24 protein-coding genes are annotated in these 25,707 nt (G+C 41.9%); 21 read left to right on the forward strand and 3 right to left on the reverse strand.

All coding sequences use genetic code 11. The annotated features are described in order from the left end of the window. Nucleotides 1–103: 103 nt before the first annotated feature. The 4 genes from RUMTOR_RS03685 (at nt 104) to RUMTOR_RS03700 (ending at nt 3,845) form a co-directional block, all read left to right on the forward strand. Nucleotides 104–946: an AraC family transcriptional regulator gene (locus RUMTOR_RS03685; protein WP_009242228.1), complete on the forward strand. Its 843-nt coding sequence runs from the start codon at nt 104–106 to the stop codon at nt 944–946. Between the two features lie 62 nt (nt 947–1,008). Then, nucleotides 1,009–1,731 (forward strand): polysaccharide deacetylase family protein, encoded by a 723-nt coding sequence (locus tag RUMTOR_RS03690; protein WP_009321086.1) that lies wholly within the window; start codon nt 1,009–1,011, stop codon nt 1,729–1,731. 29 nt (nt 1,732–1,760) lie between these two features. Further along, complete coding sequence (locus tag RUMTOR_RS03695; protein ID WP_004845761.1) at nt 1,761–2,486, forward strand: tRNA threonylcarbamoyladenosine dehydratase; 726 nt, start codon at nt 1,761–1,763, stop codon at nt 2,484–2,486. 42 nt (nt 2,487–2,528) lie between these two features. Next, nucleotides 2,529–3,845 (forward strand): replication-associated recombination protein A, encoded by a 1,317-nt coding sequence (locus RUMTOR_RS03700; protein WP_004845762.1) that lies wholly within the window; start codon nt 2,529–2,531, stop codon nt 3,843–3,845. On the opposite strand, the gene RUMTOR_RS03705 is transcribed toward RUMTOR_RS03700, so the two are convergent. The 3 genes from RUMTOR_RS03705 to RUMTOR_RS03715 are packed head-to-tail and all read right to left on the reverse strand — an operon-like array spanning nt 3,822 to nt 6,419. Beyond that, nucleotides 3,822–4,334: a DUF4364 family protein gene (locus RUMTOR_RS03705; RefSeq protein WP_004845763.1), complete on the reverse strand. Its 513-nt coding sequence runs from the start codon at nt 4,332–4,334 to the stop codon at nt 3,822–3,824. The genes RUMTOR_RS03700 and RUMTOR_RS03705 overlap by 24 nt on opposite strands. Beyond that, a complete protein-coding gene (gene mnmL / locus RUMTOR_RS03710; protein WP_004845764.1) occupies nt 4,327–5,271 on the reverse strand; it encodes a tRNA modification radical SAM protein MnmL/YtqA in 945 nt (314 codons plus the stop codon). Before mnmL ends, RUMTOR_RS03705 begins: the two co-directional genes overlap by 8 nt. After that, nucleotides 5,271–6,419 (reverse strand): NAD(P)-dependent malic enzyme, encoded by a 1,149-nt coding sequence (locus RUMTOR_RS03715; RefSeq protein WP_009242227.1) that lies wholly within the window; start codon nt 6,417–6,419, stop codon nt 5,271–5,273. The genes mnmL and RUMTOR_RS03715 overlap by 1 nt, the downstream gene beginning before the upstream one ends. A 221-nt stretch (nt 6,420–6,640) precedes the next feature. On the opposite strand from RUMTOR_RS03715, the gene rho reads away from it, so the two are divergent. The 17 genes from rho (at nt 6,641) to RUMTOR_RS03800 (ending at nt 25,707) form a co-directional block, all read left to right on the forward strand. Then, nucleotides 6,641–8,062 carry a transcription termination factor Rho gene (rho, locus tag RUMTOR_RS03720; RefSeq protein ID WP_004845766.1) on the forward strand — a complete coding sequence of 474 codons (1,422 nt, stop codon included), beginning with the start codon at nt 6,641–6,643 and terminating at the stop codon, nt 8,060–8,062. A 90-nt stretch (nt 8,063–8,152) separates the two neighbouring features. Then, nucleotides 8,153–8,353, forward strand: coding sequence for a 50S ribosomal protein L31 (gene rpmE / locus RUMTOR_RS03725; protein WP_009242226.1), 201 nt, complete (start codon nt 8,153–8,155; stop codon nt 8,351–8,353). A gap of 160 nt (nt 8,354–8,513) precedes the next feature. Further along, nucleotides 8,514–9,437: a DUF1385 domain-containing protein gene (locus RUMTOR_RS03730; protein ID WP_004845768.1), complete on the forward strand. Its 924-nt coding sequence runs from the start codon at nt 8,514–8,516 to the stop codon at nt 9,435–9,437. Beyond that, on the forward strand, nt 9,427–10,290 hold the full coding sequence (prmC, locus tag RUMTOR_RS03735; RefSeq protein ID WP_004845769.1) for a peptide chain release factor N(5)-glutamine methyltransferase: 864 nt from the start codon (nt 9,427–9,429) through the stop codon (nt 10,288–10,290). Before RUMTOR_RS03730 ends, prmC begins: the two co-directional genes overlap by 11 nt. A gap of 111 nt (nt 10,291–10,401) precedes the next feature. Further along, nucleotides 10,402–11,472: a peptide chain release factor 1 gene (prfA, locus tag RUMTOR_RS03740; protein WP_004845770.1), complete on the forward strand. Its 1,071-nt coding sequence runs from the start codon at nt 10,402–10,404 to the stop codon at nt 11,470–11,472. Between the two features lie 5 nt (nt 11,473–11,477). Beyond that, the gene (locus RUMTOR_RS03745) at nt 11,478–12,377 is read left to right on the forward strand and encodes a DUF2156 domain-containing protein (RefSeq protein WP_004845771.1); all 900 of its coding nucleotides are present in this window, start codon (nt 11,478–11,480) and stop codon (nt 12,375–12,377) included. A 5-nt stretch (nt 12,378–12,382) separates the two neighbouring features. Further along, nucleotides 12,383–13,570 carry a pyridoxal phosphate-dependent aminotransferase gene (locus RUMTOR_RS03750; RefSeq protein ID WP_004845772.1) on the forward strand — a complete coding sequence of 396 codons (1,188 nt, stop codon included), beginning with the start codon at nt 12,383–12,385 and terminating at the stop codon, nt 13,568–13,570. 36 nt (nt 13,571–13,606) lie between these two features. Continuing rightward, entirely contained in the window at nt 13,607–14,671 is a 1,065-nt protein-coding gene (gene hisC / locus RUMTOR_RS03755) for a histidinol-phosphate transaminase (protein ID WP_004845773.1), read from the forward strand. A 3-nt stretch (nt 14,672–14,674) separates the two neighbouring features. Continuing rightward, nucleotides 14,675–15,523, forward strand: coding sequence for a DUF368 domain-containing protein (locus tag RUMTOR_RS03760; protein ID WP_004845774.1), 849 nt, complete (start codon nt 14,675–14,677; stop codon nt 15,521–15,523). A 133-nt stretch (nt 15,524–15,656) separates the two neighbouring features. Continuing rightward, nucleotides 15,657–16,280 carry a carbohydrate-binding family 9-like protein gene (locus RUMTOR_RS03765; RefSeq protein WP_004845775.1) on the forward strand — a complete coding sequence of 208 codons (624 nt, stop codon included), beginning with the start codon at nt 15,657–15,659 and terminating at the stop codon, nt 16,278–16,280. 84 nt (nt 16,281–16,364) lie between these two features. After that, on the forward strand, nt 16,365–16,763 hold the full coding sequence (locus RUMTOR_RS03770) for a hypothetical protein (RefSeq protein WP_004845777.1): 399 nt from the start codon (nt 16,365–16,367) through the stop codon (nt 16,761–16,763). A gap of 87 nt (nt 16,764–16,850) precedes the next feature. Then, nucleotides 16,851–17,906, forward strand: a complete 1,056-nt coding sequence (gene ispG, locus RUMTOR_RS03775) for a flavodoxin-dependent (E)-4-hydroxy-3-methylbut-2-enyl-diphosphate synthase (protein ID WP_004845778.1) — start codon at nt 16,851–16,853, stop codon at nt 17,904–17,906. 86 nt (nt 17,907–17,992) lie between these two features. Further along, nucleotides 17,993–22,555 (forward strand): PolC-type DNA polymerase III, encoded by a 4,563-nt coding sequence (locus RUMTOR_RS03780; RefSeq protein WP_044997936.1) that lies wholly within the window; start codon nt 17,993–17,995, stop codon nt 22,553–22,555. Between the two features lie 66 nt (nt 22,556–22,621). Beyond that, entirely contained in the window at nt 22,622–23,074 is a 453-nt protein-coding gene (locus RUMTOR_RS03785) for a GNAT family N-acetyltransferase (protein WP_009242223.1), read from the forward strand. A gap of 88 nt (nt 23,075–23,162) precedes the next feature. Then, nucleotides 23,163–23,855 carry a response regulator transcription factor gene (locus RUMTOR_RS03790; RefSeq protein ID WP_009242222.1) on the forward strand — a complete coding sequence of 231 codons (693 nt, stop codon included), beginning with the start codon at nt 23,163–23,165 and terminating at the stop codon, nt 23,853–23,855. A 90-nt stretch (nt 23,856–23,945) separates the two neighbouring features. Next, the gene (locus tag RUMTOR_RS03795) at nt 23,946–24,863 is read left to right on the forward strand and encodes an ABC transporter ATP-binding protein (RefSeq protein ID WP_009242221.1); all 918 of its coding nucleotides are present in this window, start codon (nt 23,946–23,948) and stop codon (nt 24,861–24,863) included. Beyond that, nucleotides 24,856–25,707 (forward strand): ABC-2 transporter permease, encoded by an 852-nt coding sequence (locus RUMTOR_RS03800; RefSeq protein WP_004845784.1) that lies wholly within the window; start codon nt 24,856–24,858, stop codon nt 25,705–25,707. The genes RUMTOR_RS03795 and RUMTOR_RS03800 overlap by 8 nt, the downstream gene beginning before the upstream one ends.

Genomic DNA, 25,707 nt, shown 5'->3' on the forward strand with positions numbered 1-25,707 from the left:
TGCGAATCCATGTAAAAATGTTGCATTTATAATAAGGGAAAGTTTATAATGGATATAGTTTGATGATCGGGATATGAAACGAAGGATCAAGAAAGGGGATTCTATGGAAGCATCATATAAACATTCGTATAAAACAGGGGAAAATCTGCTGAATTCTTTGTCCGTATATAATGTCGGATATCAGAAATGTGATCCCGAATATCAGTGGGGGCCCGGAGTGAGAGATCACTATTGTATTCATCACATTTTGTCGGGGAGCGGATGTTATTGTACGGGAACTGTGTCAAAGCATTTGGAAGAAGGAGATACGTTTATTCTCTATCCGGGAGTAGAGCTTAGGTATCAGGCAGATGCGGATAAGCCGTGGGAATATGCATGGGCAGGGTTTATGGGCGCGGATGCGGCGTCTCTTATCAGAAATACAGAATTTAGCAGGGAGACTCCGTATATTTTAAAAGGGAGGATTCCGACAGAAAAGATACGTGACGGACTGGAACGGATTTATAATGCGAAAGGAAATACATATGAGGCCGCTGTCGCTATGACAGGGGAGATGTACAGTCTGCTGGCAGTGTTTATGCATTACGCAGAGCATGAAGAGAAAGAAAAGGCGATACAGCTGACTTACGCAGAGAAGGCGGAGAGTTATATAGAAACAAATTATTCATATCCTATTACGGTAGAAGAGATTGCTTCCTATGTCGGGATAAGCAGAAGCCATTTGTTTCGTTCTTTTCAAAATTATATGAACAGATCGCCGAAAGAATATTTGACGGAATACAGGATCAAGCAGGCGTGTCGACTTCTGCGAGAGACAGATCTTTCGGTCTCGGCGATTGCTTATTCGGTCGGTTTTGAAAATAATCTTTATTTTTCAAAAGCTTTTCGTAAGCAGAAAGGGGAAAGTCCGTCAGAGTACAGAAAGAGCCGTGTAAGAAAAATATGACGGTATATCTTGCAAAACGGAACGCTTTGCATCTATAAGAGAAGAAGAACATATACTGGAAAGTGAAAGAAATCAAAGGCAGAGATGCAATGGAGCGAAACAGAAAAATATGGATGCAGATCTTGGTGTTGGCAGCAGTGCTGCGCTTTTTTCCATTTGATTTTCAAACGGCTGTTTCAACGGCGTCAGAAGATGTTGCGGCGGAATGTGCAGGGGGAGAAGAGCAGAAACCGAAGATTGCGCTTACGTTTGATGACGGGCCGAATATAAAGTATACTCCGATGCTTTTGGACGGTTTAAAAGAACGGGGGATCAAAGCAACATTTTTTCTGATCGGAGCAAACACAGAACAAGAAGAAAGCAAAAAAATCGTAAAAAGAATGTATGAAGAAGGTCATTTGATCGGAAATCATACATATCGTCATGTCGATCTGTCGAAAATCAGCGGCAGAGAGGCTGAAAAAGAGATTAAAACTACAGATGAGGCGATTAAAAAGATCACAGGACATGAGACGGAATTTATCCGTCCGCCGTTTGGGGCAATGCCGGAAGGAGAAGAAGATCCCGATAAAATATATGTGAAATGGACGGTTGACTCTCTTGATTGGGTTACAAAAGACACGGAAAAAATTGTCGAGAAAGTAACGGCGGATACAAAAGAAGGAGATGTAATCCTTATGCATGACTGTTACGGAGAGTCGGTGGAGGCCGCATTACAGATTGTTGATATTATGGAGAAACAAGGATATGAGTTTGTGACAGCAGACGAATTGATTATTAATTGATAGTTTGAAAGAACAGGATAGGAGAACGGATGATAAACGAATATTCAAGAACAGAACTTTTAATTGGCAGTGAAAATATGGAAAAATTAAAAAAAGCATCTGTTGCCGTGTTTGGTGTAGGAGGCGTCGGATCTCACTGTATCGAAGCATTGGCAAGGTGCGGTATCGGGAGATTGATATTGATCGACAATGACGATGTATCGCTTACAAATATTAACCGGCAGTCGATTGCTTATCATAGTACGATCGGAAGAATGAAAACGGATGTGATGAGAGAGAGAATCAAAGACATCGATCCGAATATCAAAGTGGAAACATACGAGACTTTTGTTCTGCCGGACAATGCAAAAGAACTTCTGGAACAGATCGGAACTATTCATTATATAATAGATGCGATCGATACGGTCAGTGCGAAAATTGTCCTTGCGGAACTTGCCGGGGAACGGAATATTCCGATTATAAGCAGCATGGGTACAGGAAATAAGCTTCATGCAGAAATGTTTGAGATTACAGATCTGTCAAAAACAAGTGTATGTCCTCTTTGTAAAGTGATGAGAAAGGAACTTAGAAACCGAGGCATCACACATTTGAAAGTGTTGTATTCAAAGGAAAAGCCGATCAGCGCAGAGGGGCGTACGACAGAAGAAGAGAAGGGAATGCGAAGAACCATTCCGGGAAGTGTTTCGTTTGTTCCGCCTGTTGCGGGCTTGCTGATCGCAGGAGAAGTAATCCGCAGTTTGATACAGGCAGAGTAGATTTACAGAGAAAACAAGAAGAGTGACGAAAGGAAGAACCAGATGGATTTATTTGATTATATGAGGGAGACAAAGAAGGAAAAAGAATCGCCGCTGGCATCCAGAATGCGCCCTAAGACTTTGGATGAAGTGGTCGGCCAACAGCATATTATAGGAAAGGATAAATTGTTATATCGGGCGATCAAGGCGGATAAGCTTAGTTCCGTTATTTTTTACGGTCCTCCGGGAACAGGTAAAACAACTCTTGCAAAAGTGATCGCAAATACGACAAGTGCAGAATTTAAGCAGATCAATGCGACTGTTGCGGGGAAAAAGGATATGGAGGAAGTCGTAAAAGAAGCGAAAGATATGCAGGGAATGTACGGGAAACGGACGATTCTTTTTATCGATGAGATTCATAGGTTTAATAAAGGCCAGCAAGATTATCTCCTTCCGTTTGTGGAGGACGGAACAGTGATATTGATCGGGGCTACAACAGAAAATCCATATTTTGAGGTAAACGGAGCTTTGCTTTCCCGTTCTGCCGTGTTTGAATTGAAACCGCTTGAGAAAGAAGATATTAAAATATTGCTTAGACGTGCGGTGGAAGATGAAGAAAAAGGTCTCGGAAGTTTTGGCGCCAAGATAGAAGAAGAAGCGCTTGAATTTTTAGCGGATATGTCGGGAGGAGATGCCAGAAGCGCGTTGAATGCGATTGAACTGGGCGTTTTAACGACAGAACGGTCAGAAGACGGGATTATTCATATTACTCTTGAAACAGCTTCGGAATGTATACAGAAAAGAGTGGTAAACTATGATAAAAAAGGGGATAATCATTACGATATTATTTCGGCGTTTATCAAAAGTATGCGTGGATCAGATCCGGATGCGGCAGTGTTTTATTTGGCAAAAATGCTGTATGCGGGAGAAGATGTCAAGTTTATTGCCCGCCGCATTATGATATGCGCAGCGGAAGATGTGGGAAATGCAGATCCGATGGCTCTGACGGTTGCCGTTTCGGCGGCACAGGCGGTAGAGCGGATCGGCATGCCGGAGTCTCAGATTATTTTATCTCAGGCAGTGACGTATGTAGCATGTGCGCCTAAAAGTAACTCTGCGGTCAATGCGATTTTTGCGGCAAATGAAGCGGTGAGGAACTATCAGACAAGCGTGCCGGCACATCTTAGAGACGCGCATTATAAAGGGGCAAAAAAACTCGGTCATGGCACAGATTATAAGTACGCTCATGATTATCCGGATCATTATGTGAAACAGCAGTACCTTCCTGATGAAATAAAAAATGCCCGATTCTATGAACCGGGCATACTCGGATACGAAAAAACGATAACGGAATACTTACAGAAGATTCGTAAGGAGTAATGTGTAGATTTCCTGACTTTTTAAATTCCAGTGATTTGTGATGGCTTTAGCCTCTTTTTCAGTCGGAACAGTTAATTTTAAGTCGATCAGGCTGAAACCGTTTTCTACAATCTGACATCTTGTTTCGTATTCCTGATTTGTGTTTAGATAGTAGTCGGCTTTTACAGATACTTCTTCTTTTAAGTCATATTGTTTTTCGGTCAGAAAATCGTCGATATCCTTGCGTATGGCGGATGAAATTTTATTGCTGAAATAATGGATCGTTTCCGCACCGCTCTCTGTGAGATGATAGAGAGTCCGATTGTGGGTTGTCTCGGTGCGGATCAGCTCGGACTGCGTCAGTTCGGAGATTGCCTCCTGCAATTTAAAATAAGTTGTGTACCCTTTATCCAGTACGAATTCCGATATCTGGGAAGTGGTGAGCGGAAAATCAACTTTGTTCAGCATATAGAGTATGATTAGTTTATACAGTGTAAATGTTTCAGACATGATAATCCTTTCCCTGCCAAATGTCTTGTTGCTTTAAATATTGATGAAACCGATTTAAGACGGTTCGTTTTGCGCTTGTCCATAACGGCGCGATAAGAAGTTCTTTAGGTCCGTCTCCTGTCAGTCTGTGAACAATGATATCAGGGCGCAGTTTTGCGATACATGACCCGAGCAGTTCGATATATTCTTCCATATCAGGTACGTGAAAATGTGTTTTTTCGTAAACGGCTGCGAGATCTGTTCCTTTCAATATATGAAGAAGCTGCAGTTTAATCCCCTGAATATCAAGTTTGTTCAAATGATCGATCGTATGGAACATCATTTCTTTCGTTTCGTACGGAAGAAAGAGGATGACGTGAACGATGACAGTGATTCCAAGCATACGAAGCCGGTGCACCGCATGATCAAATACATCCGTCGGATATCCGCGCCGGATGAAACGTGCCGTTTCGGAATTGACCGTCTGAAGTCCCAACTCTACCCAGACAGGTTTGATCCGGTTTAATCTGCCAAGCAGCTCAAGTACGGCAGGAGGCAGACAATCGGGTCTGGTGGCGATTGAGAGAGCGCAGACATCGGGATCGTTTATTGCTTCGGTAAATATTTTTTCAAGATGATCTACAGGAGCGTAAGTGTTTGTAAACGCTTGAAAATAAGCGATAAATTTGCGTACGGGGCGCTTTTTTCTGATTGCGTCTTTGCCTTCCCTTAGTTGTTCGGTAATAGAAAGCGAAGCGTTTCCCGCAAAGTCACCGGATCCCATCGCACTGCAGAAAATACATCCGCCGGTTCCGATATGTCCGTCTCTGTTCGGACATGTCATCCCTCCGTTTAAAGTGACCTTATATACTTTTTCTCCGAACAGTTTCTTAAGATAGAGATTCAGGGAACGATAACGTTCCCCATCTGGCTGAAACTGTGAAAAAACAGGCGCCATTAAATCAATTCCTTTATTGCGCGGCTGACTGTTTCCGCAACACATGGGTCAAATGCCTGAGGTAAAATATTATCTTCGGAAAGTTCTTCATCCGGGACAAGTCCGGCGATCGCTTTTGCAGCGGCGAGTTTCATTTCTTCTGTGATCTGAGAAGCACGGCCTTCTAAAGCGCCTTTAAAGATACCCGGAAAAGCTACTACGTTATTTACCTGATTCGGAAAATCCGAACGTCCCGTTCCGACGACTTTCGCACCTGCGGCTTTGGCAAGATCAGGCATGATCTCGGGAACAGGATTCGCCATAGCGAACAAAATGGCATCTTTATTCATAGAAGCAACCATGTCTTTTGTGACGATGCCGGGAGCGGAAACACCGACAAAAATATCTGCGCCTTTTAAAGCGTCGGCCAAAGTTCCCGAAGCATTTTTTAAATTAGTCACTTTTGCCATTTCCTTTTGCATCCAGTTTAAGTTCTCTGAATCTTTTGAGATGATTCCGTTAATATCGCACATTGTAATGTCTTTGAAACCGTAATTTAAAAGAAGTTTCGTAATCGCAACTCCGGCGCTGCCGGCTCCGTTTACGACAACGCGGCATGTCTCCTTCTCTTTTTTGGTTACTTTCAGGGCGTTGATGATTCCGGCAAGTACGACGATAGCGGTTCCGTGCTGATCGTCATGGAAAACAGGAATATCAAGCAGTTCTTTTAAACGTGTTTCGATTTCAAAACAGCGGGGAGCCGAGATGTCTTCCAGATTGATTCCTCCGAATGCCGGAGCAATATTTACGACAGTACGGATGATCTCCTCTGTATCTTGGGTATCAAGACAGATCGGTACTGCATTGACACCGCCGAATTCTTTGAAAAGTACGGCCTTTCCTTCCATAACAGGCATTGCGGCAAGAGCGCCGATGTTTCCGAGGCCAAGTACGGCGCTTCCGTCGGAAACGACTGCTACAGTGTTGGATTTGATTGTATATTTGTATGCGGCTTCCGGATCTTTTGCGATAACTTTACACGGTTCCGCTACTCCCGGAGTGTAAGCGATCGCAAGATCCTCGCGGGAATTGACGTGGGCTTTTGCTGTTGTTTCCAGTTTCCCGTTCCATTGTTCATGCATCTGAAGTGCTTTTTCGCTATTTGACATTTTGATTACCTCGCTTGTAATTATCGTTTTGCACATATGCTATTATCATAGCACTTCTCCCCCCGTCTTGACAAGGGCATGAACGAAATGTATAATAAGTACACATGTTTAGTGAATTCATCAATTTTATGTCAATTCAGACAGTGATTCCCGGAGCATTTAGAAAAAATTGAAGAAACCGATTTGTTTATATTTCTTATATTTCATGAAAGGGTTGGATTATGACAAGAGAAAAATATGAATCTCTCCCGCTGGCAACATTAAAAGAGTTGGCAAAAGCGAGAAAAATGAAAGGCGTTTCTACATTAAAAAAAGCAGATTTGATCGAAGCGATGATCTCTCTTGACGAGCAGGAAGATCAGGAGAAGCTTTCGGAACAAAAAGAAAGTTCGCAGGAGCATTTGAAAGAAATGCAAAATCAAAATAGAGAGGAAAAAGCAGCTTCTGAATTGAAAGAAAATAAGGAACATAGAGAGGCGAAGGATAAGAAGCCGGAGACAGATATGGAACAGCTTGACAGCGGATGCTCGGTAAGCGGAATATTAGAGGTCATGCCCGACGGTTTTGGATTTATCAGAAGTGACAACTATCTTCCGGGAGAAAATGACGTATATGTCTCACCTGCACAGATCCGCCGGTTCGGACTTAAAACAGGAGATATATTGTCTGGAAATACAAGGATTAAAACGCAGAGTGAAAAATTCAGCGCCCTTCTTTATGTAACTACAGTCAACGGATATCACCCGGCGGAAGCTGCGAAAAGACCGAACTTTGAAGAGTTGACGCCGATATTTCCAAAAGACAGAATCCGTCTGGAACAGCCGGGAAGCAGTACGGCGATGCGGATTATGGATTTGATTTCGCCGATCGGAAAAGGTCAGAGAGGGATGATCGTTTCTCCGCCGAAAGCGGGAAAAACAACTCTTTTAAAAGAAGTTGCGCTTTCGGTACAGAAAACAGAACCGGACATGCACCTTCTTATATTACTGATCGATGAACGGCCGGAGGAAGTAACTGATATTAAAGAAGCGATCGAAGGACCGAATGTAGAGGTAATATATTCTACGTTTGACGAACTTCCGGAACATCATAAAAGGGTATCGGAGATGTTGATCGCAAGGGCAAAGCGTCTCGTAGAACATGGCCGGGATGTAATGATCCTTTTAGATAGTATTACAAGATTATCACGGGCATATAACCTGACCGTTCCGCCATCGGGACGAACATTGTCGGGAGGTCTTGATCCGGCAGCTCTTTACAGTCCGAAGCGCTTTTTCGGAGCAGCCCGAAAAATGCGGGAAGGCGGAAGTCTTACTATTCTGGCCACTGCTCTCGTAGAAACGGGAAGTAAGATGGACGATGTCGTATACGAAGAGTTCAAAGGAACAGGAAATATGGAACTTATGCTTGATCGAAAACTTCAGGAGAAAAGAGTGTTTCCGGCAATCGATATTCCGCGTTCCGGAACGAGAAGAGAAGATCTTCTTCTTAATAAAGAGGAACAAGAAGCAAGTTACATTATCCGGAAGGCGTTAAACGGAATGAAAGCGGAAGAAGCCGCAGACAATCTGATCAATATGTTTTCGAGGACAAAATCAAATGCAGAATTAGTGCAGCAGGTTATTCGTCAGAAGTTTATCTAAAAAATAGTTGCAAAAGGAAATAACTTGTGATACAATGAGGAAGCTGTTTAGAGATTATAATAACTATTTTGAAATAGAGAGGTGAAAATCATGCGCGAAGGAATCCATCCAGAATATCATCAGGCAACTGTGACTTGCAACTGTGGAAACACATTTGTAACAGGTTCTACAAAAGAGAACATCCACGTTGAAATCTGCTCCAAATGCCATCCGTTCTATACAGGACAGCAGAAAGCAGCACAGGCACGCGGCCGTGTTGATAAGTTTAATAAAAAATACGGTATTAAATAAGAAGCGAATGAAGCAGGCTGAGGTGGGATCATCTCAGCCTCTTTTCTTTACTGAGAATACGTTAGTTTTTCAGTAATTAAAAATCTGTACAGGTCAGACTGAGAAAGCAATTCTCTTAGTTAAGATTCCGGCAGACAGTAAAGGAGAAAGCAGGGAAATTATGCGATCATCGAATATTGGCGGACAGGCAGTGCTGGAAGGCATTATGATGAGAAACGGCGGAAAGTATTCTGTGGCAGTACGAAAGCCGGATGGAGAGATAGAATCAGAAGTGTGGGATTATCATAGTGTGATTCCGTGGAAAGTTCTTCTGAAAATTCCTTTTATAAGAGGAATATTTAATTTTGTGGATTCTCTTGTTCTTGGAATGAAGACGTTGATGTATTCTGCTTCGTTTTTTGAGGAAGAAGAGGAAGGCGAACTTTTGACGAAAGAAGAGGCGCAAAAGAGAGAAAAGAAAGAGAAGATCATTATGAACATTACGGTAGTCATTTCGTTGCTGGCGGCTGCGGCATTGTTTATGATACTGCCCTATGTGCTGAGCGGACTTTTGAAACGGGTGACGTCATCCCGTGTTGCGGTGACTGTTTTTGAAGGTGTGATCCGTGTTGCGATCTTTTTGATTTATATTTTTCTTATTTCAAGGACAAAAGATATAAAAAGAACCTTTATGTATCACGGGGCAGAACATAAGTGTATTAACTGTATCGAACACGGATTAGAACTGAATGTGGAAAATGTGAGGAAAAGTTCAAAACAGCACAAACGATGCGGAACAAGTTTTCTCTTTTTTGTGATGATCGTAAGTGTGATATTTTGCTTTTTTATTACGGCGCAGTCACAGGTGATGCGCATTGTTATCAGGTTGGCGCTTCTTCCCCTTATTGCAGGTGTTTCTTATGAAATCATCAAATTGGCAGGCAACAGTGACAATCCGGTTGTGAATCTTTTGAGTAAGCCGGGAATGTGGGTTCAAAATATGACGACGAAAGAACCGGATGACAGTATGATCGAAGTGGCGATCTGTGCGGTAGAGAAAGTGTTTGACTGGCGGGAGTGGCAGGAGAAGAACAATGAATTATAAAGAAGCGTATGCATGGGGCGTCGAATTGTTAGAAAAGGCATGCGTCGAAGAGTCAAAGATCGATGCATGGTATTTATTAGAATATGTGACAAAGATCAGCAGGGCAGTATTTTATGCATACCCGGAAAAAGAATTGACTGAAGAAGAAAAAATACAGTATGAAGAGTGTATCAAAAGGCGGGCAGAGAGGATTCCGCTCCAACATATTACCGGGGTACAGGAATTTATGGGACTTCCGTTTCTGGTAAACGAACATGTACTTATTCCCCGTCAGGATACAGAAGTTCTTGTAGAACAGGCTTTGTGTCTGCTTGAAAAAGAAAAGAAACATAAGGAAATAGTCCGGATTCTTGATCTTTGTACCGGATCAGGCTGCATTCTTTTGAGTATGCTGCATTATGTAAGAAGGAAACGAAAAATAGATATTTACGGCGTCGGCTCGGATATTTCAAAAGAAGCGCTGGCTGTTGCGGTTGAAAATGCGAAAAAGCTCGGTATAGAAGCGAAGTTTGTGCAAGGAGATCTGTTTGAAAACGTAGAAGGAAGTTTTGATATGATTCTTTCAAACCCGCCTTACATACGGACATCTGAAATAGAGCGGCTCCAAGAGGAAGTCAGATTTCACGATCCTATCAAGGCATTGGACGGAAAAGAGGACGGTCTTTATTTTTATCGGATCATCGTGAAAGAAAGCAGACAGTATTTAAAGCGCGGCGGATGGCTTATATTTGAGATCGGAAGCGATCAGGCGGAAGCGGTAAAAACGCTGCTTCAAGAGGCTGGGTATGAAAATATTGAAGTGAAAAAAGATCTTGCAGGACTTGACCGCGTCGTATATGGCATGTATAGTTGAAAATAAGTTTGCCGCAAGCCCATTAGCTTTAGACAGTGGGTAGTTTTACAAAGTGTATAGAAAATATACAGGACAGTATACAGATAAGGTGTACAGGAAAGGATAAGAGAAATGTTTGACAGATTAGAAGATTTGTTAATTCGATATGAAGAAGTTATGGGAGAGTTACAGGAGCCGGGTGTGGCGGACGATCCTGTAAGGTTTAGAAAACTGATGAAAGAGCAAAGTGATCTTGCGCCGATCGTAGAGGCTTACAATGAGTACAAGCAGTGCAGGCAGAACATCGAAGACAGTCTGGCGATGCTTGAGGAAGAGTCTGACGAAGAGATGAGAGAACTTGCGAAAGAAGAGTTGAGCGATTCGAGAAAACGTGTAGAAGAATTGGAACAGGAGCTGAAGATCCTTCTGCTCCCGAAAGATCCGAATGATGATAAGAACGTTATCGTTGAGATCCGGGCAGGCGCAGGCGGTGATGAAGCGGCGCTTTTTGCGGCTGAGATCTACCGTATGTATGTTCATTATGCGGACAGCCGAAGATGGAAGACAGAGATGATCTCTTTGAACGAAAACGGAATCGGAGGATTCAAAGAGTGCGTATTCATGATAACAGGTCAGGGAGCTTATTCCAGATTGAAATATGAAAGCGGAGTTCACAGGGTTCAGCGCGTTCCGGAAACAGAGAGCGGCGGGCGTATCCATACATCTACGATTACCGTTGCAATCATGCCGGAGGCAGAAGAAGTTGACGTAGTGATCGATGAGAAAGATATTCGTATCGACGTTATGCGTGCGTCGGGAAACGGAGGACAGTGTGTCAATACAACCGATTCCGCAGTCCGTCTTACTCATTATCCCACGGGAATTGTAATTTACAGCCAGACGGAGAAGTCTCAGCTTCAAAATAAAGAAAAAGCATTCCGTCTGCTTCGTTCAAAACTCTACGATCTGGAATTGGAAAAACAACAGGCTTCAGAAGCGGAGGCTAGAAGAAGTCAGATCGGTACGGGAGACCGTTCCGAAAAGATCAGAACATATAATTTCCCGCAGGGACGTGTTACAGATCACAGGATCAAGCTGACTCTTCATAAGTTAGATACAATACTGAACGGAGATTTGGATGAAATTATCGACAGTCTGATAGCAGCAGATCAAACAGCGAAGCTTGCAAAAATGGAGGGATAAGATTTATGACAGAACCTACGTTTAAACGGCCGGAACTGGAAGATAAAGAAATTATTTCCTCTTATTTTGAAAAAGCTCAAAGCAGAAGCTGTGAAAGAACATTTGTGAATGTATATCTATGGTCAAGACATTACAAAGTACAGTATGCAATCATCGAAGATACACTTGTTTTTAGAGACAGCGGGAAAAATCTTTCGTTTACTTATCCGGCGGGAGAACCGGAGAATGTTAAGAAAGCGCTTGAATTTCTTATGGAATATTGCAAAGAGAAAGACGTTCCTTTTATATTGTATAATGTAACGCCGCATATGTTTGCACAGCTTGACAAGTGGTATCCGAAAAAGTTTTTTATCGAGTATAACCGAGATCTGGCAGATTATGTGTATGAGACGGAGAAACTTGCTTCTCTGGCAGGAAAAAAGCTTCATGGGAAGCGGAATCATATCAATAAATTCAAGGCTCTTTATCCGGATTGGAGCTATGAGCCGTTAAATGACGATAATGTGGAAGACTGCTTCCAGATGGCTCTAAAATGGAGAAATAAAAACGGATGTGAAGATGATCCGGAAAAAAATGCAGAGATGTGCGTGACGCTGAATTCTTTGCGCTTATATAAAGAGTTGGGATTAAAAGGCGGCGTTTTAAAAGCAGACGGAAAGATCGTAGCCTTTACAGTCGGAGAACCGGTCAGCGACGACACATTTGTCGTGCATATTGAAAAAGCGTTTGCGGAAGTAGACGGGGCGTATCCGATGATCAATCAGCAGTTTGTACAGCATGAATGTATGGAGTATGAATATGTGAATCGTGAGGAGGACACCGGAGCCGAGGGACTTCGCAAGGCGAAACTTTCTTATAGACCGGCTTTTCTTGAGGAAAAAGGAATTGTAAAAGAAATGGAGTGACAGCTATGATATCAAAAAAAATGGAAAATATGGTGGCAAACAGTTCTGCGATCCGAGCGATGTTCGAGGAGGGAAACCGTCTCGCAAAGATTTACGGTGCGGAAAACGTATTTGATTTCAGTCTCGGCAATCCGAACGTTCCGGCGCCGGAAGAGGTGAAAAATGCGATCATCGAACTTCTGAATGAGGAAGATCCGATCGCGCTTCACGGTTATACAAACAGTAACGCAGGTTATGCGGATGTGCGCGAAGCGGTGGCGCAGTCTTTGAACGAACGGTTCGGCACAGAATTTGAAGGAAAAAATATCGTCATGACTGTCGGAGCGGCAGGAGGATTAAATGTTATTTTAAAATCTTTGCTGAATCCGGCAGATGAAGTGATCGTATTTGCACCGTATTTCGGAGAATACAGAAGTTATGTCAGCAATTATGACGGTGTGCTTGTCGAAGTGTCACCTGATACAGAGACATTTCAGCCGAAACTTGCAGAGTTTGAAGAAAAGATCACGGCAAAGACGAAAGCGGTGATCGTCAATACGCCGAATAATCCGACAGGAGTTGTATATTCGGAAGAGACGATTGAAAAAATGGCGGAAATTTTAGAGAAGAAACAGAAAGAATTCGGAACGGATATTTATCTTATTTCGGACGAGCCGTATAGAGAGCTGGCATATGACGGAGTGGAAGTTCCTTATCTGACGAAGTATTATGCGAATACGATCGTTGGATATTCTTACAGTAAATCGCTTTCTCTTCCGGGAGAACGAATCGGTTATCTTGTGATCCCAAGTGAAGCTTCAGACAGCGAAGATTTGATTTCGGCAGCAAGTGTAGCGACGCGTATTCTTGGATTTGTCAATGCCCCGACACTTCAGCAGAAAGTAGTAAAGGCATGTTTGAATGCGAAAACAGATATTTCTTATTATGACAGAAACAGAGAGGCGCTTTATAACGGGTTAAAAGAGCTCGGATTTGAATGTGTCAGACCGGAAGGCGCATTTTATCTCTTTGTCAAATCTCCGGTTGAAGATGAAAAGGCGTTTTGCGCAGCGGCAAAGAAATATAACATATTGATCGTTCCGGGAAGTTCGTTCGGATGTCCGGGATATGTGCGTATCGCATATTGTGTGGCTTACGAGACAATCGTAAATTCATTGCCGAAATTTAAAGAACTTGCCGGAGAATATAAATAGTAAGAATGTAAAAAGCCATGTGCGGGAGAAGAGACAATGACGGTCAGAAAAGAACTTTTAAATAATATACGTATAGTGGATCCGTATGTTCCGGGAGAACAGCCGCGGCAAAAGGTAGTGAAACTGAATACAAATGAGAACCCATACCCCCCGGCGCCCGAAGTGAAAGCGGTTTTTGATGAACTGAAAGAGGATGAATTTCGTCTTTATCCGGATCCGACCTCAGGGAAGCTTATAAAAGCGCTCGCGGATCAATTAAAAGTAGGAGAAGATCAGATTTTTGTGGGAGTCGGATCAGACGATGTGCTTTCGCTTTGCTTCCTTACGTTTTTTAATTCGGAAAAACCGATATTATTTCCTGATATTACATATTCTTTTTATCAGGTATGGGCAAATTTGTACAGGATTCCGTATGTCTGCCCGAAATTAGATGGAAAGTTTAGAATTGTAAAAGAAGATTATTACAAAGTAAACGGAGGAATCATTTTTCCGAATCCAAATGCCCCGACGGCGATTTATGAGGAAGTGGATTTCATCGAAGACATTTTGCGTCATAACAGAGACAATATTGTGATCATAGATGAAGCGTATGTTGATTTTGCAGGAAAGTCAGCGATCAGCTTGATTGACCGTTACGATAATCTGATCGTTACGCAGACGTTTTCAAAGTCTAGAAGTATGGCGGGAATGCGAATAGGATATGCAGTTTCCAATCCGGAATTGATCCGTTGTTTAAATGATGTAAAATATTCGTTTAATTCTTATACAATGAGCTGTGCGGCAATCTCATGTGGAGCGGCAGCTTTGGAAAATACGGAATATTTTAAAACAAATATAAGTAAAATAGTACAAACGCGGGAAAATGTAAAAGAGCAACTCAGAGATCTCGGATTTGAATGTACAGATTCAAAGGCAAATTTTTTGTTTGTGACTCATCCGAGATATGATGCGCTTAAATTGTTTGAAGAATTAAAAGAAGCGGGAATTTATGTGCGGCATTGGAATGATCCTAAGATAAAAGATTATCTTAGAATCACAATAGGCACAGATGAGGAGATGAAGATATTTCTTGATTTCCTGAAAAAGAAAATAGGAGCATAGAAAATGATAAAAAAATTGTTACAAGGTATGGTTGTCGGAATTGCGAATATTATTCCCGGAGTGAGCGGGGGAACAATGATGGTCGCAATGGGACTTTACGATAAACTGATTCATGCGATCACGCATCTGAAATCAGAATTTAAGAACAGCATGAAACTGCTTATTCCGATTTTCATAGGAGCGGGAGCGGCAATCGTTATTCTTTCAAGGTTGTTTGAGTTTCTTTTGGAAAATTATCCGATTCCGACAAATTTTGCTTTCTGCGGATTGATCGCGGGCAGTCTTCCGTTTATTTTTAATAAAGTGAAAGGTCACTCGGTTTCAACAGGGAAGATCGCCGCATTTTTGATCTTTTTCGGAATAGTGATACTGATGGCTTTGCTTGGGGATACAAACGGAAAAGCGGCAGATGTAAGTTTCGGAATTATAAATATGATCAAGTTGTTCAGCGTTGGTATCATTGCGGCTGCAACGATGGTCGTTCCCGGAGTAAGCGGATCTATGATGCTTATGCTTCTCGGATATTATGATACGATTCTGAAAACAATCAATCAATTTATTGACGCTGTTGTAGCTTTTGATATAAATGGTATTTTGACGCAGTGTAAAGTTTTGATACCGTTCGGAATCGGGATCGTGATCGGGATCTTCCTGATTGCAAAGCTGATCGAATTTATTTTTTCAAAAGCGGAGATCCATGCATATTATGCGATCATCGGTCTGATCATCGCATCGCCGATCGCAATTTTGTTAAAGACAGACTGGAGTGCGTTCTCTGTTGTGACATTGCTGATCGGAGTGGTGACATTTGCGGCAGGATGGTTTGCGGCATCAAAATTAGGCGGAGAATGATTTTATAGCAGATGTGCGTTGAATTGGCAATACGAAGGATTGAAAAACAACAAATTTTCTGATAAATTATATATAAACATATAATTAATCTGTAACAGTTGTGCTCTGTAGTAAAGCCGAGGAGGTGCATCGTATGAAATTAGAGGTTGCAATAATAGAAAGAAAAGAGCAGTTGGATGATCTGATTCCGTTTCGTGTGGAAAATGCATTATGGGGAACTGAGAAATTTCCTCCTATGTATGGATATATCGGATTTATTCCTCAAGATGCATTCTATTTGAAGCTGATCTGTGAAGAAAAGAATCCTCTTCGTGTTTATACGGAGATCAATGACCCGATTTACAGAGACAGCGTGATGGAAGCTTATCTTATGTTCGAGCCGGTTTCTTCGAGAGCGAATGAAGAAAATTATTTGAATTTTGCAGTAAATGCAAACGGAGTCCTGCATGCGGAATATGGTTCCAGACGGATGTACCGTTCTTATTTTACAGAGGCGGAACGGGTGGGATTTGAATGTCATGCAGAAGTGCATGAAAATGACTGGACGGCAGAATTGAAAGTTCCCGTTAAAATTTTGGAAAAGATTTACGGACCGCTGAATTTAGGAGAAGGAAGCTATTTTACATGCAATTTTTATAAAATTTCAGAGTCAAAAGAAGCCGAACATTATGCATCTTATTCCCCTATCTTATCGAGTGTGCCGAGTTTCCATGTACCGGAATTTTTTGCCGACGCTAAGATTGTCAGACAGAAATGAAAAAAGAAAATAAATTATGCAGAACAGAGTGCTTTGGTGCAAAACCCGAAGCGAGACAGAAAAAGAAGGGAAACGAAATAATCTATGATTTTAGAAAATAATGAAGAGAAAAGAAGTACGCTTTGGAGAACGATTGTTGCAATATCATCAATACTTATAGTTATCGTAGCGGTCTTTTTTGTGACGAGACTCTTTGTCGGAAATCCACTTGTGGGAACTTGGGTCAGTGAAGACAGCGGAGAAGTGATCAAGATAGAAAGTAACGGAAAAGTTACGCTGACAGACGAGGATAAAAAGTCTTTTGAGACGGTGCAATCAGAAGTGGATACAAAAACGAAGGTTTTTACGATTCACACTGAGGATACACAGGCGGAAGGACTTCTCTCAGGAACATATGATTACAGTATAGAGAAAGATACGCTTACATTAACAGAGCGTGAATATGGCGATCAGCTTGTATTTGTCAAAAGAGAAAAGAAGTAACAGCAAATCAGATGAAGAAGAGTTCCGTTTACGGAACTCTTCTGTTATAATAAAACGATAAGACAGTTCGGAAAAAGGAGAAACAGAATGTACAGGGAAAACACAAAAGAAATTGCGATCGGCAATGTGAAGATCGGAGGAACTCATCCGGTAACGATCCAGTCGATGACAAATACAAAGACAGAAAATGTGAAAGAAACAGTAGATCAGATACTGCGTTTGGAGGCGGCAGGATGTGAAATCATTCGTTGTGCGGTTCCGACAATGGAAGCGGCAGAGGCGTTGAAAGAAATAAAAAAACAAATTCATATTCCTCTTGTGGCAGATATTCATTTCGATTACAGGCTGGCGATCGCCGCGATCGAAAACGGAGCGGATAAGATTAGGATCAATCCGGGAAATATCGGCTCGGAAGAAAAGGTTCAGGCTGTTGTAGATAAGGCAAAAGAGTACAATGTACCAATCCGTGTCGGTGTGAACAGCGGTTCTTTGGAAAAGCATATTTTGGAAAAATACAACGGTGTAACGGCAGAAGGGATCGTGGAGAGTGCTCTTGACAAAGTGCATATGATCGAAAAAATGGGATATGACAATCTTGTTGTGAGTATTAAATCTTCCGATGTGCTGATGTGCGTGAAAGCTCACGAATTGATCGCAAAGGCATGTCCTTATCCGCTTCATGTCGGTATTACAGAATCGGGAACGGTTTATTCGGGAAATATAAAATCTTCGATAGGTCTTGGGATCATCCTCAACGAGGGGATAGGAAATACGATCCGGGTTTCTTTGACCGGAGATCCGGCAGAAGAGATTCGAAGCGCAAAGCTTATATTAAAAACACTTGGTTTGCGAAAAGGCGGGATCGAAGTTGTATCCTGTCCTACTTGCGGCAGGACGAAGATCGATCTGATCGGTCTGGCAAACGAAGTGGAGAAGATGGTTCAGGATATTCCTCTTGATATCAAAGTTGCCGTTATGGGATGTGTAGTGAACGGTCCGGGAGAGGCAAGAGAAGCTGATATCGGAATCGCCGGAGGGATCGGAGAAGGTCTTCTGATCAAAAAAGGCGAGATCATAAAAAAAGTAAAAGAAGAAAAACTTTTGGAAACATTGCGGCAGGAACTTTTAAACTGGAAAAAGTGACAGATTCGGATCATGCCGGATGAAGAGAGCTAAAAAGAATACGTATTACTGTTATCAGTGTAAAAGAATATATAGGAGCTGTTGATTTGGAACAGGTAAAAGACGATAAAAAATTTTTTCATGTATTTCCGACGTTGAGAGCAGACGATGATGTCCGTTTGCTGTTTTCAGATGTGGAAGTTAAGAAGATCACGACGAACTCGCGACGTGATTTTCTTAACATATATATTTTCAGCAGACATCTCATTCAGAAGAAGCAGATTTTTCAGATGGAACAATGTATCAAAGATCAGTTATTTGCCAAAACGGCTGTTGCGGTGCATATTGTGGAGGAATATATGCTCTCGGGACAGTATACTGCAGAAGCGCTTATGAATGAATACAGGGAGAGTATCATCCTCGAATTGAAAGAAAAAAGTATGCTTGCATCTAATATGTTTGCACAGGCAGATATCCGCTATGAAGCGGAAAATGTAGTCTGCCTGGAACTGCTCGATACGATTGTTTCGGCAGGGCGAAAAGAAGAGATAGTGGATCTGTTAAAGGAAGTGTATTCAGAAAGATTTCATATTCCGGCAGAGATCCGTGTAGATTACAAAGAGCCTGACAGAACAGGAAGCAGGGAATATGATGAACAGAGAATCCAACAGGAGATCAATGCGATCTTTGAGAGACGGGCAAGACAGCGCGGGGAAACGCCTCAGGCAGAAGGAGAAGAGAAGAAAGATCAGATAAAAAGAACTTCATCTGAAAATGCGGCGGATAAAGCATCGGTATCATCCCGAGACGGGAAAGGAACATCGGCGGCAATATCAGGAGGAGTGAAAAAGGGAGAATTTAAAAAAGGTGAATTCCGAAAGAAAGATTTTTACCGTCCTGTTAAGATCGGTGACGATCCGAATCTGATTTACGGGCGTAATTTTGAAGATGAGCCTATTTCTTTAGAGCAGGTGATCACAGAAATGGGAGAGATCACAGTACACGGTAAGATTATCAGTTTTGATACAAGAGAAATCCGGAATGAAAAGACGATCATTATATTTTCTGTGACAGACTTTACAGACACGATCACAGTGAAAATGTTTGCGAAAAACGAACAACTTCCTGAAATCTTAGGGGAATTAAAAAAAGGAGCGTTCGTAAAAGTCAAAGGAGTTACGATGATTGATAAATTTGACGGAGAACTTACGATAGCTTCTGTAACAGGAATTAAAAAGATCGGTGATTTTACGGTTCAAAGGGAAGATTTAAGTCCAATCAAGCGGGTAGAACTTCATTGTCATACGAAAATGAGCGATATGGACGGTGTGTCGGAAGTAAAAGATATCGTAAAACGTGCGCATGACTGGGGACATCCTGCAATCGCGATCACAGATCACGGTGTGGCTCAGGCGTTTCCGGACGCCAATCATTATATTGAAACACTTGATAAAGACGACCCGTTTAAAGTTCTTTACGGTGTGGAAGGATATGTTGTGGACGATCTGACGGAGATTGCAGTAAACGCAGGCAATCAGACGCTTGACGATACTTATATTGTCTTTGACATCGAGACTACAGGGTTTAGTTCAATCAAAGATGCGATCATAGAGATCGGAGCCGTAAAAGTGACGGACGGAAAGATCACGGATCGTTTTAGTACGTTTGTGAATCCGAAACGGCCGATTCCGTTTGAGATCACAAACCTGACAAGCATCACAGACGAAATGGTGATGGATTCACCGACAATAGACGTTGTTTTACCTCAGTTCCTTGAGTTTGCAGGAGACGGTGTGCTTGTCGCGCACAATGCCGGGTTTGATGTTGGATTTATCGAACAGAATTGCCGGTCGCTTGGACTTTCGGATGAGTTTGTATATCTGGATACAGTAGCGCTGGCACGTGTACTTTTGCCGACGTTGTCAAAATATAAATTAAATATCGTGGCGAAAGCGTTGAATATTTCCCTTGAGAATCATCACCGTGCAGTGGATGATGCAGAGGCAACTGCGGAAATATTTGTTAAATTTACAGAAATGCTGAAAAAGGATCAGGTCGGAACTTTAAAAGAAGTGAATCGTTACGGGGACCGGAATGTCAATGCGATTCGGAAAATGCCGACACATCATATTATTATTTTGGCGAAAAATGATATCGGCCGATATAATCTGTACCAGTTGATCTCTCAATCTCATATGACTTACTACGCAAGAAGACCGAGAATACCGAAAAGTCTTTTGAACGAGCACAGGGAAGGGCTGCTGATCGGAAGCGCCTGCGAGGCGGGAGAATTATATCAGGCAGTGCATGAAAAGCGCTCTGCCCAACAGATTGCGAGGCTGGCGGAATTCTATGATTATTATGAGATACAGCCTGTCGGAAACAATCAGTTTATGATCGAGAGTGAACGTATAGCGGATGTAAATTCAATAGAAGATCTGCAAAATATCAACAGGGAGATCGTGGAGCTCGGAGAAAAATTCGGAAAGCCGGTAGTGGCAACATGCGACGTACATTTTTTAAATCCTGACGATGAAGTGTACCGAAGGATTATTATGGCGGGAAAAGGATTTGACGACGCGGATCGTCAGCCTCCGTTGTTTCTTCGCACGACAGATGAGATGCTGGAAGAGTTTTCCTACCTCGGCGCGGCGAAAGCGAGAGAGATTGTTATAGATAATCCGGTGAAGATCGCGGGTATGATTGAAAAGATCTCTCCGGTCAATCCGAACAAATGTCCTCCGGTTATCGAAAATTCAGATCAGGAACTAAGGGATATCTGTTACAGGAAAGCTCATGAGATGTATGGAGAAGATCTTCCGAAGCAAGTTTCCGCACGTCTGGAAAAAGAACTGAATTCCATTATTTCAAATGGGTATGCGGTTATGTATATCATTGCGCAAAAGCTTGTTTGGAAGTCAAATGCGGACGGATATCTTGTAGGTTCGCGAGGATCGGTCGGATCTTCCTTTGTTGCGACAATGGCGGGAATTACAGAGGTAAATCCGTTAAGTCCGCATTATTATTGTTCAAAATGCCATTATAGTGATTTTGAGTCGGATGAAGTGCGTTCATTTGCCGGCGGATGCGGGTATGATATGCCGGATAAGAAGTGTCCGGTATGCGGAGAACAGCTTGTGAAAGCGGGATTTGATATTCCGTTTGAGACATTCCTAGGATTCAAAGGAGACAAAGAACCGGATATCGACTTGAACTTTTCCGGAGATTATCAGGCAAAGGCTCATAAATATACAGAAGTTCTTTTCGGTGAAGGACATACATTTAAGGCTGGAACGATCGGTACTCTGGCAGATAAGACAGCGTATGGATTTGTCCGGAACTACTATGAGGAACATGAGCAAAGAAAACGAAAATGTGAGATAGAAAGAGTGACCGAAGGGTGTACGGGAATCCGAAGAAGCACAGGTCAGCATCCGGGAGGTATCGTCGTTCTTCCTCACGGGCATGATATCAATGAATTTACTCCGGTTCAACATCCGGCAAATGATATGGAATGTGGAATTACAACGACACATTTTGATTATCATTCCATCGATCATAACTTGTTGAAGTTAGATATTCTGGGACATGACGATCCGACGATGATCCGTACACTGGAGGACTATATTACATCGGATGCTATGGAAAATGAATACAATGCAGATCATCCGTTTATTGCGACCGAAATTCCTCTTGATGATAAGGATGTGATCGAACTGTTTCATGGAACAGAAGTGTTGGGGATTAAGCCGGAAGATATTGACGGATGTAAGATCGGAAGTCTCGGAATACCGGAATTCGGAACGGACTTTGTTATTCAAATGGTTCAGGATACGAAACCGCAGACACTTTCGGATCTGATCCGTATTTCCGGATTATCGCACGGAACGAATGTGTGGCTTGGAAATGCACAGGAGCTTGTGAAGTCGGGAAAGGCGACGATTTCGACGGCGATTTGTACGAGAGACGATATTATGATCTATCTTATCAACAAAGGAGTAGAAAGTGCTCTTGCGTTTACGATTATGGAAAGTGTGCGAAAAGGAAAAGGACTGAAACCGGAATGGGAAGAGGCGATGAAAGCACAGGATGTGCCGGATTGGTATATTTGGTCATGTAAAAAAATTAGCTACATGTTCCCGAAAGCACATGCCGCCGCTTATGTTATGATGGCATATCGGATCGCATACTGTAAGATCAACTATCCTCTTGCATATTATGCGGCGTATTTCGGCATCAGGGCGGATGCGTTTTCGTATGCGCTTATGTGTCAGGGAAAAGAAACGTTGAATTATCATATAAAACAGTATAAAAGTAAAGGGGATCAGCTAAGCAAGAAAGAGCAGGACGTGCTAAAAGACATGAAGATCGTTCAGGAAATGTATGCCCGTGGATTTGAGTTTGTTCCGATTGATATTTATAGGGCGAAGGCAAAGATGTTTCAGATCGTAGACGGAAAGCTGATGCCGTCGCTTGCAAGCATTGAAGGAATGGGGGATAAAGCTGCCGAGGCAGTGGAAGAGGCGGCGAAAGACGGGGCGTATCTGTCGCTTGACGACTTCAGGCAAAGAACAAAAGTCAGCAAGACTGTGATTGATCTGATGGCGGAGCTTGGATTGTTTGGAGATCTTCCGCAGAGTAATCAGTTATCGCTGTTTGATTTTACATGATGGCAGAAACTTTTTAAACGCCGCGGAATGCGGAGAATAAAAAGATAAGATGCAGGAGAGAAAGACGTGATCAGAAAATTTCAAAGACAGGATCTGGAAGCGGCAGTGAAAATCTGGCTTGCCGCGAATAAAGAAGCGCATGATTTTATTGATCCGTGTTATTGGGAAGGTTACAAAGATGCGGTTAAAGAGATGTTTTTGCAGGCGGAAATCTATGTTTTCGAGACAGAAGACATGATGGAAGAGATATTTGATGAAACAGGCGGAATTCTCGGCTTTATCGGATTAGATAAAGATTATGTGGAGGGGATTTTTGTCAGAGGAGACGTTCGCTCCCAAAGTATCGGAAAGCAGCTTCTTGATTTTGTAAAACAAAAGAGAAAAAGATTAGAATTAAACGTATATGTAAAAAATAAAAGGGCAGTACAATTTTATGAAAGGGAAGGATTTTGTATTCAAAGAGAAGGAAAAGATGCGGAAACCGGAGAAAAAGAATATTGTATGCTATGGATAAAATAAATGACTTTTATATGAATCCGGAGAAAATATAAACAAGGCGTATGAAAACAGAGGAATAAAAACATCTGTTACATAAATGAGGATGGAGATGGAACATAGAAATTCAGTATTAATCGTAGAAGATGATGTAAATATTAACGGACTTTTAAAAGAAGCATTAGAAAAAGAAGGGTATATATGTACGCAGGCGTTCTCAGGTACGGAAGCAAGAATGATTTTACAGGGGGAAAGATATTCGGTTATACTTCTTGATTTAATGCTTCCGGGAATTCCGGGGGAAGAAGTACTTAGAGATATTCGAAAGAAAGGAAATACCCCGGTGATCATTCTAACAGCAAAAGATACGATTGATGATAAAGTGGAATTTTTGCGCGGCGGAGCGGATGATTATGTGACAAAGCCGTTTGATATTAAAGAAGTAACTGCCAGAGTGGAAGTGCAGATCAGAAGGGCAGAAACAACAGGGAGAAAAGAGGAGGAACACCGATTTACTTATCAGGAGCTGGAACTTAATAAGGGTGATTTTACTGTAAAAGTGGGAAATACAGAATTGCCTCATATTACAAAACAGGAATTTTCAATATTGGAGCTGTTGTTAAAACATCCGAAAAAAGTATTCAGCAAAGAAGAAATGTTTGAATATGCGTGGGAAGAGCAATATATGGGAGAGACAAAGACGCTAGACGTACATATAAGTAATATCCGCAAGAAGATCAAGGCTGTGACAGATAAAGAATATATTGAAACTGTATGGGGGATCGGGTACAGGCTTCATCCGTAATCTTTACTCTTTTTTTACTTTTTATTTGCGATTGATTAGCAATTTGTTTATAGAATGAGAGCAGATAAAGAAAAGAAAAGGAGAAAAAAGATGAGTGAATATTTATTGGCTACACACGGATTGACAAAACAATTCGGTCATCATAAGGCGGTAGATCATGTTGATCTTCATGTGAAAAAAGGTTCGATTTACGGCTTTATCGGAAGAAACGGAGCTGGGAAAACGACATTTTTGAAAATGATAAGCGGTTTATCACAACCGACTTCGGGTGAGATTGAAATGTTCGGATATAAGAATGCTCAGTTGAAAAACGTACGTTCAAGGATCAGCTGTCTGATTGAGTCGCCGGGACTATACGGAAATATGTCTGCTTATGATAATCTGGCGGTAAAATGCCGATTGTTTGGGATCAATGACAAAAGATACATTGAAAATATATTAAAAACAGTTGGCCTGTCTAATGTGGGAAAGAAAAAGACAAAACATTTTTCGCTCGGAATGAAGCAAAGACTCGGGATCGGTATGGCTCTTGTCGGAGAGCCGGATCTGCTGCTGCTCGATGAACCGATTAACGGATTAGACCCACAGGGAATCGCGGAAATCCGGGATATGATCTTCAAACTTCGAGATGAGCAGAATATGACGATCATTATTTCCAGTCATATTTTAGAAGAGTTGTCTAAAATCGCAACCCATTATGGAATTATTCATAACGGAACTCTCGTACAGGAAATTACGAAAGAAGAGTTGATGCAGCGCTGTGGAGAAAGGATGGAGATTTTTCTCGATGACCCAAAACAGGCGCTGCCGGTGCTGGATCAGATGGGATTTAAGAACTATCAGGTGACAGACAAGAATACGATCCACATATACGAAAGGCTGGATGAAAGCGCAGCTGTGAATATGGAACTTGCAAAAGCAGGTGTCAGTGTGAGAGGGATTGGAATTACAAGCGAAGAACTTGAAAATTATTTTCTGAATCTGACAGGAGGTGCCTGCAATGCTTAATATGATACGAATGGAATTGTTCCGTATGTTTAAAACAAAAAGCCTCTATGTAATCTGGACAATTTTTGCTGTTCTTATGATTGTGACAACAGCGCTTACAGCGGGTGAAATGGATGCATATTCGCTTGAGGATCGGCAGCAGAATTATGAATATGCAATGGAAGAACAAGAAAGCGGTCAGGTGAATCTTGGAATGGATGTGACGCCTCCGACAAAACCGGGGGAACAGGTTTCTGTTTTCGATATGTTTTTTGCAAATATAAAAGGAAAGGCCGTTGCGGTGTTTATGATCATCTTTACAATCCTGTATTCTACGGCAGATGTAACGAGCGGATTTGTGAAAAATATAGCAGGTCAAGTGAAAAACAGAGGTTTGATCGTATGTGCCAAAGCCGTATGTTTGTTCCTTTATACAGTATTGACGATGATGTTGTTCTTCATTGTACAGGCAGTGGCAAACAAATTGTTTTTCCATGAAGTTATACTGGGAGATAAAAGAGCATTTGCGCTTTATTTTCTTCTTCAGACGATACTGCATTTTGCTCTTTTGATGATCGTAATGTGTATTGCGCTTGTGATCAGAAATAATGTAGTCAGCATTGTGATAGGTATTTGTCTGTGTATGAATGCACTTATTATTTTTTATAGTTTTATTGATCGTATGCTTGCAAAAGTCGGACTGGAAAATTTTCATATGATCAATTATACTGTGAGCGGGAAGATTACGCTTCTTGGAACAGAGATTACATCGGAAATGGCGGTTACTTCTTTGCTGGTTGGATTTGCATTTGTGGCAGCCGCAGTCTGTTTGGGAAGTTTTGTGTTTAAGAAACGAGATATTTAA

This window comes from [Ruminococcus] torques ATCC 27756 (assembly GCF_000153925.1).
Lineage (GTDB): Bacteria > Bacillota > Clostridia > Lachnospirales > Lachnospiraceae > Mediterraneibacter > Mediterraneibacter torques.

Coding starts and splice junctions, on each gene's coding strand:
- RUMTOR_RS03685 (WP_009242228.1), top strand. CDS start 104: ATGGAAGCATCATATAAACATTCGTATAAAACAGGGGAAAATCTGCTG.
- RUMTOR_RS03695 (WP_004845761.1), top strand. CDS start 1,761: ATGATAAACGAATATTCAAGAACAGAACTTTTAATTGGCAGTGAAAAT.
- RUMTOR_RS03700 (WP_004845762.1), top strand. CDS start 2,529: ATGGATTTATTTGATTATATGAGGGAGACAAAGAAGGAAAAAGAATCG.
- RUMTOR_RS03705 (WP_004845763.1), bottom strand. CDS start 4,334: ATGTCTGAAACATTTACACTGTATAAACTAATCATACTCTATATGCTG.
- mnmL (WP_004845764.1), bottom strand. CDS start 5,271: ATGGCGCCTGTTTTTTCACAGTTTCAGCCAGATGGGGAACGTTATCGT.
- RUMTOR_RS03715 (WP_009242227.1), bottom strand. CDS start 6,419: ATGTCAAATAGCGAAAAAGCACTTCAGATGCATGAACAATGGAACGGG.
- rho (WP_004845766.1), top strand. CDS start 6,641: ATGACAAGAGAAAAATATGAATCTCTCCCGCTGGCAACATTAAAAGAG.
- rpmE (WP_009242226.1), top strand. CDS start 8,153: ATGCGCGAAGGAATCCATCCAGAATATCATCAGGCAACTGTGACTTGC.
- RUMTOR_RS03730 (WP_004845768.1), top strand. CDS start 8,514: ATGCGATCATCGAATATTGGCGGACAGGCAGTGCTGGAAGGCATTATG.
- prmC (WP_004845769.1), top strand. CDS start 9,427: ATGAATTATAAAGAAGCGTATGCATGGGGCGTCGAATTGTTAGAAAAG.
- prfA (WP_004845770.1), top strand. CDS start 10,402: ATGTTTGACAGATTAGAAGATTTGTTAATTCGATATGAAGAAGTTATG.
- RUMTOR_RS03745 (WP_004845771.1), top strand. CDS start 11,478: ATGACAGAACCTACGTTTAAACGGCCGGAACTGGAAGATAAAGAAATT.
- RUMTOR_RS03750 (WP_004845772.1), top strand. CDS start 12,383: ATGATATCAAAAAAAATGGAAAATATGGTGGCAAACAGTTCTGCGATC.
- hisC (WP_004845773.1), top strand. CDS start 13,607: ATGACGGTCAGAAAAGAACTTTTAAATAATATACGTATAGTGGATCCG.
- RUMTOR_RS03760 (WP_004845774.1), top strand. CDS start 14,675: ATGATAAAAAAATTGTTACAAGGTATGGTTGTCGGAATTGCGAATATT.
- RUMTOR_RS03765 (WP_004845775.1), top strand. CDS start 15,657: ATGAAATTAGAGGTTGCAATAATAGAAAGAAAAGAGCAGTTGGATGAT.
- RUMTOR_RS03770 (WP_004845777.1), top strand. CDS start 16,365: ATGATTTTAGAAAATAATGAAGAGAAAAGAAGTACGCTTTGGAGAACG.
- ispG (WP_004845778.1), top strand. CDS start 16,851: ATGTACAGGGAAAACACAAAAGAAATTGCGATCGGCAATGTGAAGATC.
- RUMTOR_RS03790 (WP_009242222.1), top strand. CDS start 23,163: ATGGAACATAGAAATTCAGTATTAATCGTAGAAGATGATGTAAATATT.
- RUMTOR_RS03795 (WP_009242221.1), top strand. CDS start 23,946: ATGAGTGAATATTTATTGGCTACACACGGATTGACAAAACAATTCGGT.
- RUMTOR_RS03800 (WP_004845784.1), top strand. CDS start 24,856: ATGCTTAATATGATACGAATGGAATTGTTCCGTATGTTTAAAACAAAA.